At 63.2% G+C, this 17,800-nt stretch carries 19 protein-coding genes and 1 pseudogene; 9 read left to right on the forward strand and 11 right to left on the reverse strand.

The genetic code is table 11. The annotated features are described in order from the left end of the window. Window positions 1-36 precede the first annotated feature (36 nt). A protein-coding gene (locus tag PAE61_RS04955) for an IS5 family transposase (protein ID WP_156114499.1) occupies window positions 37-824 on the forward strand; the annotation gives its coding sequence in 2 pieces (ribosomal slippage) (window positions 37-376 and window positions 376-824; 789 coding nt in all). Window positions 825-1,354: 530 nt separating this feature from the next. Further along, window positions 1,355-2,062, forward strand: a complete 708-nt coding sequence (locus PAE61_RS04960; RefSeq protein WP_271114269.1) for an IS6 family transposase — start codon at window positions 1,355-1,357, stop codon at window positions 2,060-2,062. Between the two features lie 687 nt (window positions 2,063-2,749). Here the strand turns inward: PAE61_RS04960 and PAE61_RS04965 are convergent. Then, the gene (locus tag PAE61_RS04965; protein WP_271114270.1) at window positions 2,750-3,454 is read right to left on the reverse strand and encodes a GntR family transcriptional regulator; all 705 of its coding nucleotides are present in this window, start codon (window positions 3,452-3,454) and stop codon (window positions 2,750-2,752) included. Between the two features lie 106 nt (window positions 3,455-3,560). On the opposite strand from PAE61_RS04965, the gene PAE61_RS04970 reads away from it, so the two are divergent. The 7 genes from PAE61_RS04970 (at window position 3,561) to PAE61_RS05000 (ending at window position 10,896) form a co-directional block, all read left to right on the forward strand. After that, window positions 3,561-4,529 (forward strand): Bug family tripartite tricarboxylate transporter substrate binding protein, encoded by a 969-nt coding sequence (locus tag PAE61_RS04970; RefSeq protein WP_271114271.1) that lies wholly within the window; start codon window positions 3,561-3,563, stop codon window positions 4,527-4,529. Window positions 4,530-4,612: 83 nt separating this feature from the next. Then, complete coding sequence (locus tag PAE61_RS04975; protein WP_271114272.1) at window positions 4,613-5,104, forward strand: tripartite tricarboxylate transporter TctB family protein; 492 nt, start codon at window positions 4,613-4,615, stop codon at window positions 5,102-5,104. Between the two features lie 4 nt (window positions 5,105-5,108). Further along, on the forward strand, window positions 5,109-6,650 hold the full coding sequence (locus PAE61_RS04980) for a tripartite tricarboxylate transporter permease (RefSeq protein WP_271114273.1): 1,542 nt from the start codon (window positions 5,109-5,111) through the stop codon (window positions 6,648-6,650). Continuing rightward, window positions 6,640-7,779: a mandelate racemase/muconate lactonizing enzyme family protein gene (locus PAE61_RS04985; protein ID WP_271114274.1), complete on the forward strand. Its 1,140-nt coding sequence runs from the start codon at window positions 6,640-6,642 to the stop codon at window positions 7,777-7,779. Before PAE61_RS04980 ends, PAE61_RS04985 begins: the two co-directional genes overlap by 11 nt. Beyond that, window positions 7,779-8,714, forward strand: coding sequence for a fumarylacetoacetate hydrolase family protein (locus tag PAE61_RS04990; RefSeq protein WP_271114275.1), 936 nt, complete (start codon window positions 7,779-7,781; stop codon window positions 8,712-8,714). The genes PAE61_RS04985 and PAE61_RS04990 overlap by 1 nt, the downstream gene beginning before the upstream one ends. Continuing rightward, window positions 8,707-9,666, forward strand: a complete 960-nt coding sequence (locus tag PAE61_RS04995) for an NAD(P)-dependent oxidoreductase (RefSeq protein ID WP_271114276.1) — start codon at window positions 8,707-8,709, stop codon at window positions 9,664-9,666. The genes PAE61_RS04990 and PAE61_RS04995 overlap by 8 nt, the downstream gene beginning before the upstream one ends. A gap of 90 nt (window positions 9,667-9,756) precedes the next feature. After that, window positions 9,757-10,896 carry a mandelate racemase/muconate lactonizing enzyme family protein gene (locus tag PAE61_RS05000; protein ID WP_271114277.1) on the forward strand — a complete coding sequence of 380 codons (1,140 nt, stop codon included), beginning with the start codon at window positions 9,757-9,759 and terminating at the stop codon, window positions 10,894-10,896. A gap of 47 nt (window positions 10,897-10,943) precedes the next feature. Here PAE61_RS05000 and PAE61_RS05005 read toward each other — a convergent pair whose 3' ends face one another. From PAE61_RS05005 to PAE61_RS05050, 10 genes and pseudogenes are all read right to left on the reverse strand, one after another. Further along, the gene (locus PAE61_RS05005) at window positions 10,944-11,153 is read right to left on the reverse strand and encodes a hypothetical protein (RefSeq protein WP_271114278.1); all 210 of its coding nucleotides are present in this window, start codon (window positions 11,151-11,153) and stop codon (window positions 10,944-10,946) included. Between the two features lie 74 nt (window positions 11,154-11,227). Beyond that, on the reverse strand, window positions 11,228-11,398 hold the full coding sequence (locus PAE61_RS05010; RefSeq protein ID WP_271114279.1) for a helix-turn-helix domain-containing protein: 171 nt from the start codon (window positions 11,396-11,398) through the stop codon (window positions 11,228-11,230). A gap of 153 nt (window positions 11,399-11,551) precedes the next feature. After that, the gene (locus PAE61_RS05015; RefSeq protein WP_054540558.1) at window positions 11,552-12,259 is read right to left on the reverse strand and encodes a UPF0149 family protein; all 708 of its coding nucleotides are present in this window, start codon (window positions 12,257-12,259) and stop codon (window positions 11,552-11,554) included. Further along, complete coding sequence (locus tag PAE61_RS05020) at window positions 12,256-13,212, reverse strand: ExeA family protein (protein ID WP_271112151.1); 957 nt, start codon at window positions 13,210-13,212, stop codon at window positions 12,256-12,258. The genes PAE61_RS05015 and PAE61_RS05020 overlap by 4 nt, the downstream gene beginning before the upstream one ends. A 37-nt stretch (window positions 13,213-13,249) precedes the next feature. Next, window positions 13,250-14,859 (reverse strand): annotated as a pseudogene (locus PAE61_RS05025) (transposase family protein). A gap of 10 nt (window positions 14,860-14,869) precedes the next feature. Continuing rightward, on the reverse strand, window positions 14,870-15,433 hold the full coding sequence (locus PAE61_RS05030) for a recombinase family protein (protein ID WP_054540556.1): 564 nt from the start codon (window positions 15,431-15,433) through the stop codon (window positions 14,870-14,872). A 266-nt stretch (window positions 15,434-15,699) separates the two neighbouring features. Beyond that, the gene (locus tag PAE61_RS05035) at window positions 15,700-16,527 is read right to left on the reverse strand and encodes a helix-turn-helix domain-containing protein (RefSeq protein ID WP_353620383.1); all 828 of its coding nucleotides are present in this window, start codon (window positions 16,525-16,527) and stop codon (window positions 15,700-15,702) included. Beyond that, window positions 16,524-16,919, reverse strand: a complete 396-nt coding sequence (locus PAE61_RS05040; protein WP_271114280.1) for a VRR-NUC domain-containing protein — start codon at window positions 16,917-16,919, stop codon at window positions 16,524-16,526. Before PAE61_RS05040 ends, PAE61_RS05035 begins: the two co-directional genes overlap by 4 nt. Further along, entirely contained in the window at window positions 16,916-17,164 is a 249-nt protein-coding gene (locus PAE61_RS05045; RefSeq protein WP_271114281.1) for a hypothetical protein, read from the reverse strand. The genes PAE61_RS05040 and PAE61_RS05045 overlap by 4 nt, the downstream gene beginning before the upstream one ends. Further along, complete coding sequence (locus PAE61_RS05050; RefSeq protein WP_434803103.1) at window positions 17,164-17,523, reverse strand: helix-turn-helix transcriptional regulator; 360 nt, start codon at window positions 17,521-17,523, stop codon at window positions 17,164-17,166. Before PAE61_RS05050 ends, PAE61_RS05045 begins: the two co-directional genes overlap by 1 nt. Window positions 17,524-17,800: the final 277 nt, after the last annotated feature.

Genomic DNA, 17,800 nt, shown 5'->3' on the forward strand with positions numbered 1-17,800 from the left:
CTCGGGCGTAGGGCATGATTCAAGCTGGCATCTGCGATGGAGACCAGTTTGGCACGAAACCTTATATCGGACGAGGAATGGGCGTTCTTTGAGCGCTTCATCCTCGCCGCCCGCGCCCCGAACGGACGCAAAGCCACCAACCACCGCCTCGTCCTTGATGGGATTTTCTGGATTGCCCGAACCGGGGCGCCATGGCGGGACCTGCCTGGCGAGTTCGGCAAATGGTCAAGCGTTTACCGACAGTTCCGGCGCTGGACACTGGCGGGCCTCTGGGAGGACATAATGGATGCTCTGAACCAGAGCGGAGCCGTGCCAAGCGCCCTGCAAATGATCGACAGCACCGTGATCCGCGCCCACCATCAGGCAGCGGGCGCTAAAGGGGGACTCCACGACAGGGTTTCGGCCGTTCTCGAGGTGGCTTTACGACCAAGATCCACCTCCTCGTCAATGCACACGGGCTTCCCATGAGGACAGAGATCACGCCAGGCCAGACGTCGGACTATCTCGGCTTCAATCTGGTGATGGCGGATAATCTGCCCCGCCCGAGCGTGCTGCTCGCGGATCGCGGCTACGATGCAGACAAGATCAGAGGAGGCATGGAGGCGCGCAACGTCCTGCCCGTGATACCGATGCGCAAGTCCCGCAAGAAGCGGATTGGTGTCGATCGCTCGCTGTATCGCCTGCGGAATCTGGTCGAACGCTGCTTCAACAAGCTCAAGAACGCCAGGCGTGTCGCGACCCGCTACGACAAGACGGCGGAAAGCTTCCTCGGCTTCATTGACATCACGTCGATCCGTCTCTGGATCCGCCATTTGTCAACATGACCTAGAACTGCATAGCGATGACCCGTTTCGACCGCTTAACCCAGACGGTCGGTCAGGCAGGCGCAACCGAGGTCAGCTTTGTTCGCGGTTCGGTCGCTGCTCCTAAGGGTTTTGCTGCGCGGCATGCGAACGACCGAACCCGCAGCTGCGATGCGGCATGAAAACTTGCGGCGCCACAGCGAATATTCCGCTGCTAGCGCGCGCAGCAAGAATTTGACGCTTCTGCAACGGGCTCCTTCCGGACGTTCTCCGCAGCGCAGTATGGGCCCAAACCCGTACGTTTTTGTCACCGGCGCTTACCACCGTTTGTGGCAAGAGCGAACGAATAGAGGGCCGCTAGGAACCGGAGCAGCCTCCCATGGTGCGTGCGAAGGAGAATGTGCTGCCCCTTCGCCCGACAGTCGGTTGACCTCGGATTAAGTGTACCTGGAAGTCGGCGGGCTGGTCATCTGGCTCTGGAATAAGCTGATCAAGCGGGACTGTTGCGTTAATGGTCGGCGTCGGCCAGTTTTGGGCTTTTGAGGTTGAGCATGCCACGCAGTTCCCCGTTCAAGCATCACCGTTTTCCGCGCGACATCATCCTTTGCGCGGTGCGGTGGTATCTGCGCTACCCACTGTCCTACCAAGACGTGGTGGATCTGCTCGCAGAGCGCGGGATCACTATTGATCGATCGACGGTATATCGCTGGGTTCAGAAATTCGGAACTGAATTGACCAAACGAGCGGAGAAGCTTTTGCGCCGGGCCAGCGTCGATTGGCACGTTGATGAGACCTATGTGCGGGTGGGCGGCAAGTGGCGCTACCTGTGGCGGGCTGTCGACGCGAACGGTCAGATGGTCGATTTTCGCCTTACCGCACGACGGGACGCGAAAGCCGCTAAAGCTTTTCTGAACAACGCGATCGAGCGTGTGCGACTGCACCGGCCTGTGACAATTGTGACCGACAAAGCGCAGACCTACCGACGCGACATTCGCGAAATCAATCATCGCTATGATCCACATTTTGACAGCATCCGACACATCGACAGAAAGTGGCGCAACAATCTCATCGAGAGCGATCATGCAGCCATGAAACGGCTTCTCGGCTACCGGCAAAGCTTTCGGTCCTTGCGATCAGCCAAAGCTACCCTGAGCGGGATTGAGACGACCAGAACTATCAAACGCGGCAACATCCATCACAAGCAACCAGGCGTTCGAGGGGAGATGAAATTCATCAGCCAGTTATTTGCCGACGCATGATCCGGGAAACTACATCGCCCCAAACCGGCATCACCTAAACAATGCAACAGTCCCGTATTTTGCAGCCAGCACGGGATTTTATTCAGTTCCTCTGACGCCATACGAGGTTCTCCGCAAATAGATATGGCCATATGCTTCGGCAAATGCCTGCTGTTCTTTGCAGGTCATCGGCCACTGGGTTCCCAGCACGGACGATTGATCTCGTCTGTCGATGCCAGACAGACGATACCTGCATCTTCGGGGATAACATTCATCATATTGTTTCGGAAGATAAATATGTGATGACGGTGAGGATGGTGCAGGGGCCAGTCACAGGCGGTCATTTCAGACAACTTTCAGGTAGTGATAGTAGGGGTAGGAAACCGCTTTCAGCGGTGAATGCAGGCCTCGGCGCGGACAGTGCAGTTGTCACGCTATCAAAAAGGACCGTTTTTGGCGCATGGGTTCTGGCAGGGAGTTTATGTCCGGTCTGCGGGACTTTTCTGCCGTTCGTAGGAGCCATACAGTCGGATTAGGATCGTGGACAACAACTGTTACTAGGTGTTCAGTCCCGGCACGGGCGCGCCGGGAACAAAAGGTTGCGGTTGGCCTCGCGTAAGATGTCAGGAAAAGTGCTGGGGTTGCAGCACATGGCCAGCGGTGGCCTGACGGCGCCTACGCGGCCCCCGTGAGAACAGGGATGCCGCGCTACTTTTCGGTATCAATGCGGCTCGGGCGGCGGATGCGTCCGTCCTCGCCGGCGCAGGTCATCAGGTAATTTGCCGCTTCTACAATGTCGGCGACAATCTCGGCCTCGGCCGTATCAGCGTCTGCGGCAGCGATGGCCTCGACGATGCGCGCGTGGTGGTCGGATCCGCGCCGCGACGTGACGTAGTCGGGCACCACATAAGTCAGCACCGGGCCGGTGCGCAGCCAGAGGTTCTCGATCAGCTCGTTGAGCAGCGACACCCCCGCGCTACGGTATATCATGAAGTGAAACTTGCGGTGCTCGTCAAGGTAGCTGTCCATGTCGCGGGCGCGGATCAGCCGCCGCATGACGTCGAGCTGTTCCACCAGCCTGGCGACCATCTGCGGGTCGGCGCGGGTCGCGGCATCGCGCGCCGCGCGGCCCTCAAGTTCGGTGCGCACCAGAAGGATCTCGCGCAGCTGGTCGGCAGAGACGTCCGGCACCATTGCCGCATTGCGCGGGCCGGCCTCGAGAATTCCTTGCGCGACAAGATGGGTCACCGCGTCGCGTATCGGAGTGACCGAAGTGCCGAACATCTCCGACAGGGCACGCAGCGTCAGGATCTCGCCCGGCTCGAAACGGCCGGCCAGCAGCGCCTGCTTTATTTGGTGGCGAACCTTCGTCCAGAGAGGAGCGTGGTCGAGTTTGGCGAAGGATTTGGACATGAACACTATCGGAAGGTTTCGTGAGTGAGACAGCGTAGCCAATAGAGAGAGGTTTGACAAACCAATTACAACATGTTTGTTATAACGAACAACGAGGAGGAGAAGTATGTTGTATAAGACGATTCTGAGAACCGTGCTGGTGACCACGGCTGCGACAGTGGGGGCTGTTCCGGCTGTCGCGCAGGACTACCCGTCCAAGGAGGTGCGCTGGGTGATTCCGTGGAACGCTGGCGGATCGAACGACATCATGGCCCGATACCTGCAGCCGCTGCTGGAGGAGCAGGGCGTGTCGGTGGTTATCGAGAACCTGCCGGGAGGCACCGGTGCCGTCGGCATGGGGGATGTCGCTGTCTCGCAGCCGGACGGCTATACCATTGGCAATGGCACCAGTTCGACGCTCGCGATCATGGCGCAGGGCAAGGCCCCGCTCAGCAACGATGATTTCACCAATGTCATCCGCGTTTCGGTCGATCCGCTGATCCTGGTGATACCCGGCAGCAGCGAGATTGATACGCTGGCGCAGTTCCTCGAGTACATGAAGGAAAACCCCGGGGATGTGACCATCGGCACGCCGGGGACCAACAACCTCAACCACATCTTCGCTGCGATGACCGCGCAGGGCGCCGGCGTCGACTATCGTCATGTGCCGTTCCCGGGCGGCTCGAGGGTCATCGCCGAGCTGATGGGCAACCAGATTGCGGCGGGGGTGCTCAAGCCCTCTGAGACCATCGAGCAGATCAGCAACGGCGATCTCAAGGCGCTGGGGGCCTTCTCGGACGAACGGCTCGAGGTATTGCCCGACGTACCGACCTTCGCCGAGGAAGGCGTCGACGTCTTCCCCTACGGCCCCGTGGTCCAGATGGCCTACATCCAGGCGCCGGCGGGGCTTGCCCCGGAGGTCGAGGAGACGCTGGCCGACGCCTTCGAGGCGGCGCTGACCAGCGACCAGTTCCGCGAGTTCGCGGACAAGAACGGCTTTGTCATCGACCCGATCCGCGGCGACGCACTGGACGAGGAGGTGACGGGCGTGTCGAACGCCATTGCTGAAGTCGCCCAGCAGGTCTTTACCGACTGACCCCGCCTCACCCGTAACTTTGTCAAAGACCCGCGTTCCCGGCTGCGTGCCGGGGCGCGGGCAAGAGGAGGACGTGCATCATCATGCCGCACCTGAATCTCTTCGCGAGCGTCGTGACCTGCCTGTTCCTGATCGGGCTCTCGCTGGTTCTTGCCGGACCCGCGTTCGAGCTGCCCGGACTTGGGCCGAAGGGCGGGCTGCAGTCCGGCACGCTGCCGCAATTCGTCGTGGTCACCGTCGCGGCCCTGTCCGTGCTGTCGCTTGCCTCGGACATCCTGAAATGGCGTCGGGGAATGAAGCCTGGTGTCGAGATCGAGCCAGAGGTCGCGCCGCTGCGGCAGGTGCTGGTGGTCGGAGGTGGCATCATGGTGCTGCTGGCGGTCTATGTTTTTGCCTGGCGGCCGCTGCCGTTCCCGCTGATCTCGTTCGTGTTCTTCGCGCTGGTCGGCGCGATCCTCGCGCCGCCGGCGGCGCGGAGCACGAAGGGCTACGGGGTCATCGCGCTGACCGGAATTGTGTTCTCGGTCGCCGTCTGGCTGCTCTTCACCTACGTCCTCAAAGTTCCGCTGCGGTGATCCAATGGACATCCTGAACAACCTTGCAATTGCCTTCGGCAACGAATTTTCCAGCCCGCTGTCGCTCGCGCTGATCCTCGTCGGTGTCCTCGTCGGCTTTGTCTTCGGCGCGACCCCGGGCCTCACAGCGACGATGGGCGTTGCGCTGTTCATCCCGCTGACCTTCCCGCTGCCGCCGGACGTGGCCATCAGTATGATGATCGCGCTCTACTGCGGATCAATGGCGGGTGGGGCGATCCCGGCCATTCTCATCAACATACCCGGCACTCCCTCGGCGGTGGTGACCACCATCGACGGCTACCCGATGACCCGCAACGGACGCGCGGTCGAGGCCTATGGCTGGGCGCTGGTCGCCTCGGTCGTAGGGGGTTTCGTGGCCTGGGTCGCGCTGGTCAGTCTGGCGCCTGCGCTGGCGCGGCTCGCACTGAAGCTGGGCTCGGCGGAATACGCCGCCGTCGCCTTCCTCGGCCTTGCCATCATCTCGTCGGTGGTGGCGGCACCGTTGGTCAAGGGCGTGCTGGCCACGATCATCGGCATCGGCCTGTCGGTGGTTGGTTTCGACCAGATCACCGGCGAGGGACGCTGGACCTTCGACAGCTTGCAACTCACCCGCGGCATCGGCATCATGCCGGCGCTGATCGGCTTGCTGGTCATACCCGAACTGATGATGACGCTGTTCCAGCGCGAAGCCCATGCTGAGGCGCCGAAGTCGCTCAGGGGCATGTTTCCCGGCCTGCGCAGCTTCTTCGGGCAGGGGGTCAACATGATCCGCTCAGCGGTGATCGGCGTGGCCACGGGGATCATCCCTGCGCTCGGCGGCAGCGTCGGCGCGCTCATAGCTTATGACCAGGCCAAGCGGTTCTCGAAGCACCGGGCCAACTTCGGCAAGGGCGAGCCCGAGGGGGTCGTCGCTTCGGAGAGCGCGAACAACGGGGTGACCGGCGGCGCGCTGATCCCGCTGCTAACGCTGGGCATCCCGGGTGACACGGTGACCGCCATGCTGCTGGGCGGGCTGATGATCCACGGGCTGCAACCGGGCCCGCGTCTGTTCGAGACCAGCGGCGACATCGTCTGGAACATTCTTGCGGCGGTGCTGCTGGCCAACATGGCGATCATCATCGTGGGCGCCATCGGCTTCCGGCTGTTCGTCCGGGTGCTCGACGTGCCGCGGCATCTGCTGGCGCCGGCACTGTTCGTGCTGGCCGTTGTCGGGACCTACTCGCTCGCCAACAGCTGGTTCGACGTCGTGATCATGCTCGGCCTCGGCATCTTCGGCTTCATCGCCACGCTCGGGGCGATCCCGGTCTACCCAATGGTGATTGGAGTGATCCTCGGGCCACTGCTGGAATCCGAGACGCGGCGCGCGCTCGTCATCAGCGGCGGCGACTGGACTACCTTCCTCACGCGGCCTGTCTCGGTCGTGCTCGTGACGCTGGCCATCGCGATCCTGATCGGCCCTTCGCTCACCCGACTGTTCCGCCGCCGCACTCCGAGTGCAGCGCCCGAACCCCAATCCCTCGAACCCAGGAGAGACCATGAAGATTAAGTCCGTCACTTGCCACCACCTCAGCGCCCCCGTCGCGCGTCCGTTCACGTCTTCGCGTGGCTGGCTCTACAAGACTCGAAACACCTGTCTGGTCGAGATCGAGACAGAGGACGGTATCGTCGGCTGGGGGGAATGCTACGGCCCTTCCGCGGTGGCACGCGCCTTCATCGAAAGCCAGCTGGCGGGGCAGATCATCGGCCGGGATCCGTTCGACGTCGAGGTGATCTGGGAGCATCTGTACAACCGCATCAAGGATTACGGCCAGACCGGCATGGCAATCGCCGCGATCAGCGGTATCGATATCGCGTTGTGGGACATCATCGGCAAGGCCACCGGCAAGCCGGTACACAAGCTGATCGGCGGCGCCTTCCGGACCGAAGTTCAGGCCTATGCCACTGGACTTTACTTCATCGACATGGACCGCGTGACCGAGGAGGCCGTGGAAGAGGCACAGAAATTTGTCAACGAGGGGTTCAGGGCGATCAAGATGAAGATCGGCCTCGGTTCACTGCAGAAGGACATCGACCGGGTGGCGGCGGTGCGCGAGGCAATCGGCACGGACATCCGTCTGATGGTGGATGCCAACCACTGCTATTCGGTGCCCAACGCCATCCGCATCGGGCGCAGGCTGCAGGAGTTCGACATCGACTGGTTCGAAGAGCCGATCTCTCCCGAGGACGTGGACGGCTATGTCGAGGTTACGCGGGCGCTCGACATTGCCGTGGCCGGGGGAGAGAACGATTTCACGCGCTTTGGCTTCCGCGACAAGATCGTCCGCAAGGCAATGGACATCGTGCAGCCCGACGTCTGCGCGGCGGGCGGGCTGACGGAATCCAAGAAGATCGCCGCACTGGCCAGCGCGCATGGGGTGGAGTGCGTGCCGCACGCCTGGGGCTCGGCGGTAGGGCTGGCCGCCACGATCCATTTCTTGGCTTCCCTGCCGGACCAGCCGCCCTGCCTCGTGCCGCAGCCCGTGCTGCTGGAGTTTGAGCAGGAAGAGAACCCATTCCGCGATTTCCTCGCGACGGAGCCCATCGTGCAGAAGGCCGGCATCGTCGCCGTGCCGGGCGGACCGGGGCTCGGGATCGAAGTCGACCGCGAGATTATCAAGAAATACCGGGTGGCCTGATGCGGTTCGTGACCTTCGAAGAGGGAGGCCGGGTGCGGGCAGGGGTGCTTCAGCACGCGCCTGCCGCAGACGGTGGCCCAGGGACCGCTGATCTGCTGGCCGACCTCTCCCATCCCGCTCTTTCGGACTGCCTCGGCGAGGTGCCGCCCGATCTGCTGGCGATGATCACAGACGGGCTTGGGACGATAGCGGAGCGCATCGCGGCACGGCTGGACGAGAGGCCCAATGCGGGGGCGCTCGGACCGCTGACGGGGGAATGCCTGCACCTTCTGGCGCCGATCCCCACGCCGCCGCGCATCGTCGGGGCGGCGCACAACTACGCCTGCGCCTTGCGGGAGCGCGGACTGACCCCACCCGAGGCACCCGTGCTGTTCGAGAAGAACCCCTCGACCGTGATCGGGCCCGACGCGCCGGTCGTCCTGCCGACGGGCGTCGGCGGCATCACATACGAGGCCGAACTCGCGGTGGTCATCGGTCGCCGCGCCGAGGCCGTCTCGCTGGGCGCCGCGCTGGACCATGTTGCAGGATACACGCTCTTCAATGACGTGAGCGCCAGCGAGGTCATACGTGCGGATGGCGGCTTTGAACGTGGCAAGAACTTCGCCACCTTCGGCCCGATGGGACCCTGGCTGGCCACCGCCGACAGCTTCGACCCGGCGCAGGGCCAGCGGGTGACGTTGACGGTGGACGGGACCGTCCGGCAGGACGGCAGCCTGGCGGACCTGCTCTTCGGCGTGGCCGAGCTGATTTCGCGGCTGTCCCGCGAGGCAGCGCTCGAGCCCGGCACCGTAATTGCCACGGGTACCCCCGCCGGGGTTGCGCCGGTGCAGGTGCCACCCACCTGGCTTCGGCCCGATAGCGTGATGGTCACCGCCATCCAGGGGCTTGGTCAGCTTCGCAACCCAGTCCGCAGCGAGGTACCAGCAGATGCCTGACAACGTGATCCTTCTCACCAATCCGATCCATGACGACGGCCTCAAGATCCTTGACAGCCTCGGTCGGATCGTCGTGGCGCCGGACACATCCGCTGCCACGCTGCGTGGACTCGCGGCAGAGGCGACCGGCATCATCGTGCGCGCGCAGCTGCCCGATGACATCGTCAGCCACGCCCCGCGCCTGCGCGGCATGGTGCGCCATGGCGTCGGACTCGATTTCATCCCTGTCGCCAGTGCCACCGAGCATGGCGTGGCGGTGGCGAACGTGCCGGGCAGCAACACGGCCTCGGTGGCAGAATACGTTTTCGCCTCGCTGCTGACCCTGCGACGTCCGGCTGCCCGCTTCGACGCGCTGCTGCGCTCTGATGGCTGGGACGCGAGCCGCGCCACGGCTTCGAGCACATCCGAGATCGGCTCCGGCACGCTTGGTATCGTGGGGGTCGGCGCCATCGGACGCCACGTCGCCCGCATCGCCGGCGCGGGATTCGGGATGCGGGTGCTGGGCGCGTCGCGGCGCAAGGGGCACATGCCTGAGGGGGTCGAGGAGACAGACCTGGACCGGCTCTTCACCGAGGCCGACGCCGTGGTGCTGTCCTGCGCGCTCACCGACGCGACGCGCGGCCTCGTGGATGCCCGGCGGCTGGAGTTGATGAAGCCCGGCTCGGTGCTGGTGAACGTCTCTCGCGGGCCGGTCGTCGACACGGCGGCACTCTGCGCGGCGCTGCGCGAGGGGCGGCTGGCAGGTGCCGCGCTCGACGTGCATGACGCGCACCCGCTGCCGCCGGACGCCGAGGTGCTGACCGCCCCGAACCTGCAGCTCTCGCCCCATGTGGCCGCGATCACCGCAACCAGCATGCGGGCCATGAGCGTCGGTGCCGCCGAAGAGATGCGTCGCGTCCTGACAGGGAAGGATCCAGTGCATTTCGTGAACCCCGAGATCCGGGCCAGATGAGCGTACCGACCTGACGCGACAGGCCCTGCCGCGTCAGGCGAACAGAGATTGCAGGAAGCAGGAAGCAGGAAGCAGGAAGCAGGAAAAACAATGCGTATCACCGAAATCAAGGCCGTCCCCGTCTCGTTCCGCGTGCCCGAGGGGAAAAACGTCCGGCTCGGAATCGGCCGCGCCGTGAAGCGCGACGCTGTGCTGGTTCGAGTCTCGACCGACGATGGCGTCACGGGTTGGGGCGAGGCTCATCACGGGCGCTGCCCCGGCGCCATTGCCAAGCTGATCGACACCACCATGCAGGACCTGGTGCTGGGGGCCGATCCGCTCGACTCCAATGGCGTCTGGAGCAAGGTGCACCGGATGCAGCTGGCCAGTCACGGCATGGGCGCGGCTGCCTGTATGGCGCTATCGGCAATCGACATCGCGCTGTGGGACATCCGGGGCAAGGCGGCGGGGCTTCCGATTTATCGGATGCTGGGCGGCGGTAACAGGCCCACGCCCGCCTACGCGGGCGGCATCTCGCTGGGCTGGCAGGCGCCGGAGACACTTGCCGAGGAGGCGGCAAGCTATGTCGCCTTGGGCTACCGCGCGCTGAAGCTGCGTGTGGGCGACGCGCCCGGAATTGACGTGGTGCGGGTGCGCGCGGTGCGCGAGGCCGTGGGGGACGCCGTCGAGATCCTTGTCGATGCCAACACCGGTTACAGCCTCGACGACGTGCGCCGGGTGATGCCCGCCTACGAGGAGCTAGGCGTTGGCTGGCTGGAAGAGCCTTTCCCGCCGCAGGACTACCGCGACTACAAGCTAGCCACATCCTGCGGGCGGGTGCCCCTGGCGGCAGGCGAGAACCACTTCACCCGCTTCGAGTTCACCCGCCTGATTGAAGACGGCGCCGTACGCCATGCACAGCCGGACCTCTCGAAGGCGGGTGGCATCACCGAATGCGCCCGGATCGCCACGCTGTGCTCGGCCTGGCGGATGACCTTCAATCCTCACACCTCGGCGACAGGGCTCAACATGGTGGCAACGATCCACATGCTATCGGCGGTGGACAACCCCGGTTACTTCGAGGCTGACCTTGCGCACCACAACCCGTTCCGGGACCAGGTCTGCGGGCTGCCCTACGATCTGGACCCACAGGGCTGCGTCGTGCCGAAGGACGGTCCCGGCCTCGGCGTCGAGATCGACGAGGCTTTCATCGCCGCCCATCCGCTGATCGAGGGACCGTGCTACGTTTGACGCCCCGCGTCATGCAGATCGAAACTCGGCGCCAGCATCCAGAGCGGCTATCCAGGCTGAGCAAAGGTCTTCATGAAGCTTTCGAAAAGCTGAGGGCCTTCCCGCTTAGGGAAGGCCAGATGATCGCAGCGGTGCCCAGTCATTCGGAGAGACTGAAGGTCGCCGAGAAGCGCAGGGACCTTCGCCGCGCCAAGCATGAACGGCAGCTCGGTATAATCCGCAAGGGCATCGAGCGTTCCGATATTTGGTGTCTCCACGCTCGATGCCCTTGCTAACGTCAGTCTAGGGCGTTGACCAAGACCACACGGTAGATACTTTTGGGAAGATGAAGTCAGATCCGATGATCTGGCTCCGTCGCGTCCGCGACCTGATCCAGGATCATGGCAGGCACAACACCGATCGCACGGGCAAGAACCACCAACTCAACGACATCAATCCGGCGCTCGCCACTCTCGATCCTGGCAACCAGAGACTGATGGCACTTAAGTGTAACGACCTGCAAACATAATCATCTCGGCTTGCAATCATCGCGATTTTGGGCCCGGATTACTTGCGTTTATCCGGGGCGGTGAACCCGCATTATTTGCGAATGAGCCCGGATTATTTGCAACCGGCCTGCAATCATCGGGCCAAACCCGGATTACGTGCGAACGAGTTAATGCAGCATGGAACGGCGCCCGCAGCACTGTTTGAACTTCTTGCCGGACCCGCAGGGGCAAGGCTCGTTCCGGCCGGTCTTGCCGCCTGACCGGATGAATGTCCCGGATGGCGGCGTGTAAAGATTGCGCTGTTTCAAAAAATACCGGTGCATGCGCATGACGCCTGCGGCGGCGCCAACCAGCAGATCCTGCCGTTGACCCTCGGTGACAGGATCATCGAAGGGGCGCATTTCCGGGTCTTCATGATGTTCATAGGCGAGTGCCCATATCGGCACCATGGCACCGCCTTCAGCTTCATCCTCCATGATCTGGAACCAGATATCGCGCCGCAGCTCGGTTCCGCGCAGGAACCCCTGCGCCCAGTCGTTGGCCTGGTATCTGCCATTCTCATCTTCCAGCACGAGAGGCAGGTATACCTCCTCGGAATCGAGCTGGTGGTTCACATGGTTCCAGTGCCGGTTGACCAGTTCGACAAACAGTTCGGCCTCCGCCATGTCCTCAAAGACCAGATCGCCGTCTTCCGTCGCGCCGTTTTGTAGGACGGGCATGTATTCGCTTGGCATGACCAGATCCGGACAACAAGCCAGCGCCGCGAAGAAGCCGTCGAGCGCTTCGACATTCGGGATTGCGCCGCCGCGCACCCGGCCAAGGAATTCTCCCAGCCTGCGTTCTTCGCTGTCGGAAAGTTCGGTATTGCGTTTCATATCGGCAGCCCCGCTTTTCGCATGAGGGTTGAGAGTTCGTCGGTTCTGTCTGTATCCAGCTGGCCCTTGAGGAAGCGGCGGATTTCGGGAAGGCGGGTGTCGGTCAGATCGGCCAGCGCCTTGGGGCTGTAGCCGATCCGGGCCAGCCGGGCGTCAAGATCGTCAAAGCCGACCGAAATGGTTTCCTCTACGATCTCGCGCGTGACCTGATCCGCGCCCATCCGGTAGGCATCGGCAAAGGCCCGGTTCAGGTGTTCGGCAAACTGCAAGGGCGTGGAAAGACGCTCCGCAAGATACTGCTGCGCCGCATCCTCAAAGACGTCCAGCGGCTCAACCCCTTCGGCCAGGCATTGTCCGAGAAGCCAGGACACGAATTCACGGCGTTCGTCGCCGATGCTGCTGAATTCGAACTTCACCGTCCGGTGGCCGACTTCCTCCATCGTGGCGCGGCGCAGGTCATTTCTGAGCCGCGGGTGGCCAACCAGCACCACGGACAGGGTGCCGCCCCCGGCGCCGATGACTTCCCGCAGCCGTTTCAAGCCGTTAAGCGTATTGCCGTGCAGGTCATGGGCTTCGTCGATGAAGAGGGCAATCGGCTTTTTGGCCTTGCGCACGGCCTCTTGAAGCAGCCGCTCCCGGCGCTCGGGCTGGGTTGGAACTTTCATGTCCGGATCGCCGCTAATGTCGAGAAAGAGCGCCGTGATCAGGGCCGGCAGCACCACGCGCGGCTTGTCCACCGAGAGGCTGCGCGCCACGATGATTTTCTTGTCGGCCGTGATCTGTTCCTGAAGACGGTTGATCATCACTGTCTTGCCGACCCCCACAGGGCCGGAAATGGCGATCAGATGCCCGGCCATAATGGCGGCCATCACGTCCTCCCGGAACTGGGTCAGGCGTTCGGTCTCGAAATACCCCGCCTGGTTCCACGGCCGCTCGATGCGGAAATGTTTCATGACCTGTCTGCTGAGCATGAGACCCGCCCCCTTCCTGTCATTGTTCGCGCCGGAAGCGCTGCTTGATTGCCGCCTCGATCTCGGCCTTGTTGAGCGTCCGGCCAACCAGATCGCCGATGAAGGCACGGTCCTCCTGCGAGAGTTCAGCAAGCGGCCGGTCCAGCAGATAGGAAATGGCCCGCCGTGCGCTCAGCGCATTCTCATAGGAAATCTGCCCCCAAGGGTCCGGATCGCTGAAGCGGACCTTGGGCAGCGGCACAATCTCGGCCGGGGCCGCGTCCAAACCTGACCCGCCAAGAGCGGCACGCGGCAAGCTGATCTGCTCGGCCAGTTTGGCTACCGCCTCGGCGCGCTTTTCACGGGGCGAAGATTTGCGCTTGCGATACCGGTGCAGGGGGATTGGCCCGCCCTCGGGCCGATAGGGGCCGTAGCGCTTGTCCTGCCATTCCACGAACAGCTCATGATCGAAAAGGCCCCACCACAGCAGTACCTCCTCGCCTGCGAGATCGCCATCAACCTCGTAGAAGGCCCCGTCGATGGAAACGCGCGCATCCGCTGCGACCTTCCGGCGCTCGGGCTCCCGGGCAAAGGCGCAGAAGCGTTCCCAGGAACACATCTCGCGAATACCGGTTTCTGGCAGATTGGCCACCCAATCCTCGATCCGGCTGTGCGGTTCCCGGCGATGGGGTTTGTCATTATATTTGTTGATGAAATTCCTCAGCCAGAGATTGGCCTCCGCCTCGGTTTCCGGTTCGTGGAAATGATAGAGCGTCTCATGGGCCTCCTTCACCGTCCGGAAAGGTCTTTCTACCTTGCCCTTCGACCGGGCGGTAACCCGCGCCCCGTCGGAGCCGGCGGGCATATGCGTCTTCCATTCCACCCCAAGCCGCTCCATCACCGTCTGAAACACCAAGCTCTTGGCGACGGGGCCATTGTCGAGATAGATCATCCCGGGAATGCCTTGGAACTCCGTATCCTCCTTGGGCGACATTGCATTGAACAGGACCGCAGCGCGCTTTCCGCATCCTCGCCGTAGACGCAGCGGTACTCCTGATAGGATGTGCCGGAGCGGTCATCCACCACGCTGTAAAGCATCATCGTTGGCTGTCCCCGCTTGGGGTCCAGCCAAGCCGGCTGCGCAATATGCTTCAGATCCGAGGGGCTGATGTCAAATTGCCAGCATGCGTTGGAATGGCGGGCTTCAAAGCGGGCTGCCGGCGCCGCGCGGGTCATGCGGGGCTGGTCGTATCCCCAATCTTTCAGCCACCGGTTCACGGTCGATCGTTTCAACAGGCCTTTCGGGGGCTGCACATGGCCCTCCGGCGTCTGGACACCATGCTCTTCCAGGAGCTCGATGGCCCGGGTGGTCGAAAGATGCCGCCCTTTCCTGTTGCTCGTGCGCATCTTCAAGGCGGCGATGATCTCGCAATAGCGCGCCAGATCACGTTCCTGGATGCCACGCGGTTTCCCGCGGTCCGACCGCCGCAAGCCCTTCGGCTGATGCAGGGACTTCAGGGCGCGGTAGACCGTGGACGGGCTGACGCCAAAAAGGCCCGCGATCCGGCCAACCTCCTCCCGCCGCGCCGCTGACCGGGGCGGCAACCCGGCCAGCCGGGTTCTCAGCGCCAGCAGCGTCTCGGCCGGAATGCGGATGCCCCTATTTGCCATCGGCAAACTCAGCGACATAGGCATAGAGCGTGGCCCGTGAGATCCCCATCAGGCTGCAAATCTCCGGCACCGTGTGTTTGCGGGAGCGGTAGAGGTCCACCGCATGGGCTCGTTTCTTGCGGTCCAGCGCTTTCTTGCGGCCGCCCTTGCGGCCGCGCGCCCGCGCTGCAGTCAATCCAGCCAGGGTGCGCTCCCGGATCAGGTTGCGCTCAAACTCGGCAAGAGCGCCGAACATGTGGAAGATCAGCTGGCCGCCGCTCGACGTGGTGTCGATGGATTCCTGAAGGCTCTTCAGCCCGACGCCCATCTCCTTCAGCTCTTCGGCCCGGGCGATCAGATCCTTCAGGGACCGCCCCAACCGGTCCAGCCGCCAAACAACCAGCGTGTCACCCTCGCGCAGTTGTTCCAGGGCGCTGGTCAGGCCAGGCCTTGCTGTCTTGGCTCCGCTCGCTTTGTCCTCGAAAATCCGCTCGCATCCTGCCGATCTCAGCGCGTCATGCTGCAAGGCAAGGCTCTGATCCCCGGTCGAAATACGTGCGTAGCCAATGAGCATGAAAAACCGTCTGACAACCTGATCCGCTCACAGGAACTCATACGTTGATTTCCAGACGCGGTAAACAGACAAAATTGAGCCGTAAAATCAATCGGGAGAATTCGGCTACAGCTGCCGTCCAGCAAACGGGCGTTTGTTGAACGGCCCGTTCGCACGTAATCCGGGTTCGGCCCGATGATTGCAGGCTGGTTGCAAACAATTCGGGCTCATTCGCAAATAATGCGGGTTCGGCACCCAGGATAGACGCAAATAATCCGGGCCAAAAATCACGATGTTTGCAAGCCGAACTCAGGATGATTGCAGGCCGTTACAGATACCGATTTCGCCGCCCGTTCCATGAGCCGGTCCAGTGCCCGCGGCCCGTCCGGCGGTTCGGGATGATTTTCCCGGCTGTCCCGGGCCACCGCGACGATCCGGTCCCCGGTCAGCCCGAGATCGGTGATCCAGCGCCGGACATGTTCGCGGGCTGGCCAGCCCTGCCACCAGGCGGGAAGGGCGGCCTCAAGGTCCAGACCCAGTGCATCGAGCAGTTCCCCGAAAAACTCCTCAAATCGATCATCGCGCGCCCGCGCGTCCTCCTCCTCCTTTACTGGTTCCCTTAAAGGTTCTCTTACAGGGTTAGTGTCCGAATTTCGGACACGGAAATCGCCATTTTTCGGACACGGCTCTGCGGAAAATTCGGACACGGCTTCCGCCTCGACCCCGTGTCCGAAATCTGGACATGGCGCGGTGTCGGACACGGAATTTGTGCCATCGTCGGGGGCGGTTTCGTTGCCGTCATTGCCATCTCCGGAATCAGGAGGTGGATCCTGCGAGAACTCTTCCTCGAAGCCCAGAATGTAGCGGGTCGGCAACTGGCGCCGGGTCAGCGGATCGATGCGTGGCACCCGGCGCAGAAGACCTGCGGCTTCCAGCTGGTCGAGCTGGTCGTTCAGCGAGGAGCGGCTGATTTCACAATCATGCGCCAGCCGCACCTGCGTCGGAAAGCAGCCGAAATCCGGATTGTGGCGGTCGCAGAGATGCCAGAGCACGATCTTGGTTGCGGGCTTCAACCCGCGCTGCTGGATGGCCCAGTTGGTGGCGGCATGACTCATGGGATGACCCTCCGGGCCGGGGCCGCGATGCGTGTCGAAAACCCGTGATCGGCCAGAGCGGTCAGCGCATCGTCCAGTGACCGGACCAGCGCCCAGCCAAAGCCCTGGGCCAGCACGGCATCGCGAAAAGCTTCCTGCGTCGGTCGCAACCGACCCTTCGGAGCTTTCAACTCCAGAAACAGCACGCGGCCATCGCAGAGAATCATCAGATCGGTAAAACCGGCATGAACGCCCATGCCGACGAGGATCGCCTGGCGTTTCGCGCCGCGCGGCCCGGGTTCTGTGACCTCGTTGGCGCAGTGATGGATAATGGCGGTGCGGGGCAGGATCTGGCGCAGGGCGCGGACCACGGCGCGTTGCAGATCGGCTTCGGGGGTGCCTCGGCGCTTCATGGCTGCACCCCGCAGGTGTCGTGATCATCGTCATTCCGTCGGCCGCGAACCGGCCGTCGGGCATCGACGATCAGCCGCAGCAGCCTTGCCTCTTCGCGCTCCTCGTCGGTCGCGCCGTGGCGAGCCAACACCTCGCAGGCGATGGTAACGAGGCGGTCGCTGTGATGGGCGGCATCGGCGATGACTGCCCTTGCCTCGGCCACGCGATCGGCGGGCCAGTCGGGCTTGTGACTGAGATTGGTCATCAGCGGCGGCCTCCGACGCGACGGCGGCGCGGGGCGGCCTGCTCCTGCTCTTCCAGCCAGTCCTCGACGGCGGCGCGGCGGTAATAGACCTTTCGGCCGGCACGGACGCAGGGTGGGCCCATCCGCTGCGCCTCCCAGCGGCGCAGCGTGTCGACCGAGAGGCCGAGTTCCATGGCGAGGTCCAGGCGGCTGATCCAGCCACCCATCAGCGTGCGGGGTTTTGCGGTCGGTTCCGGCATCGATCCGAGATGCGGCATCGGGGTCTCCATCATTGCTGTGGAGGCGATTGAGCGCAGATGCCGGGGGGTGGCGGCGAGGCGGAGAGTGGCGCGAAGATTTCCGCATGCGTGCCACCCCATGTTTTGCTGGGATTGAGGGGTTCAGAGGGATGTAGCTGGGCTGGGTGGCGGCGACCGGTGATCACCGCCGGATTGACGCCAAAGCGGCACACACCCGCGAACAGCCGGAAATGCGGGTATTGACCGGCATTGGCGGGCGAAAAGGGGGTGGCATCCGACACGGCACCGCGCCACTCATTGAAATCATTCAGGATTTAAAAAATCGAGTCTGCCGATCCCGAGAAAAGGCCTGTTCTTGATGGCGATTCCGGTGATGGAGGCCCTGTCGCGGGCAGAT

The organism is Paracoccus aerodenitrificans (assembly GCF_027913215.1).
GTDB classification, from domain to species: Bacteria; Pseudomonadota; Alphaproteobacteria; order Rhodobacterales; family Rhodobacteraceae; genus Paracoccus; species Paracoccus aerodenitrificans.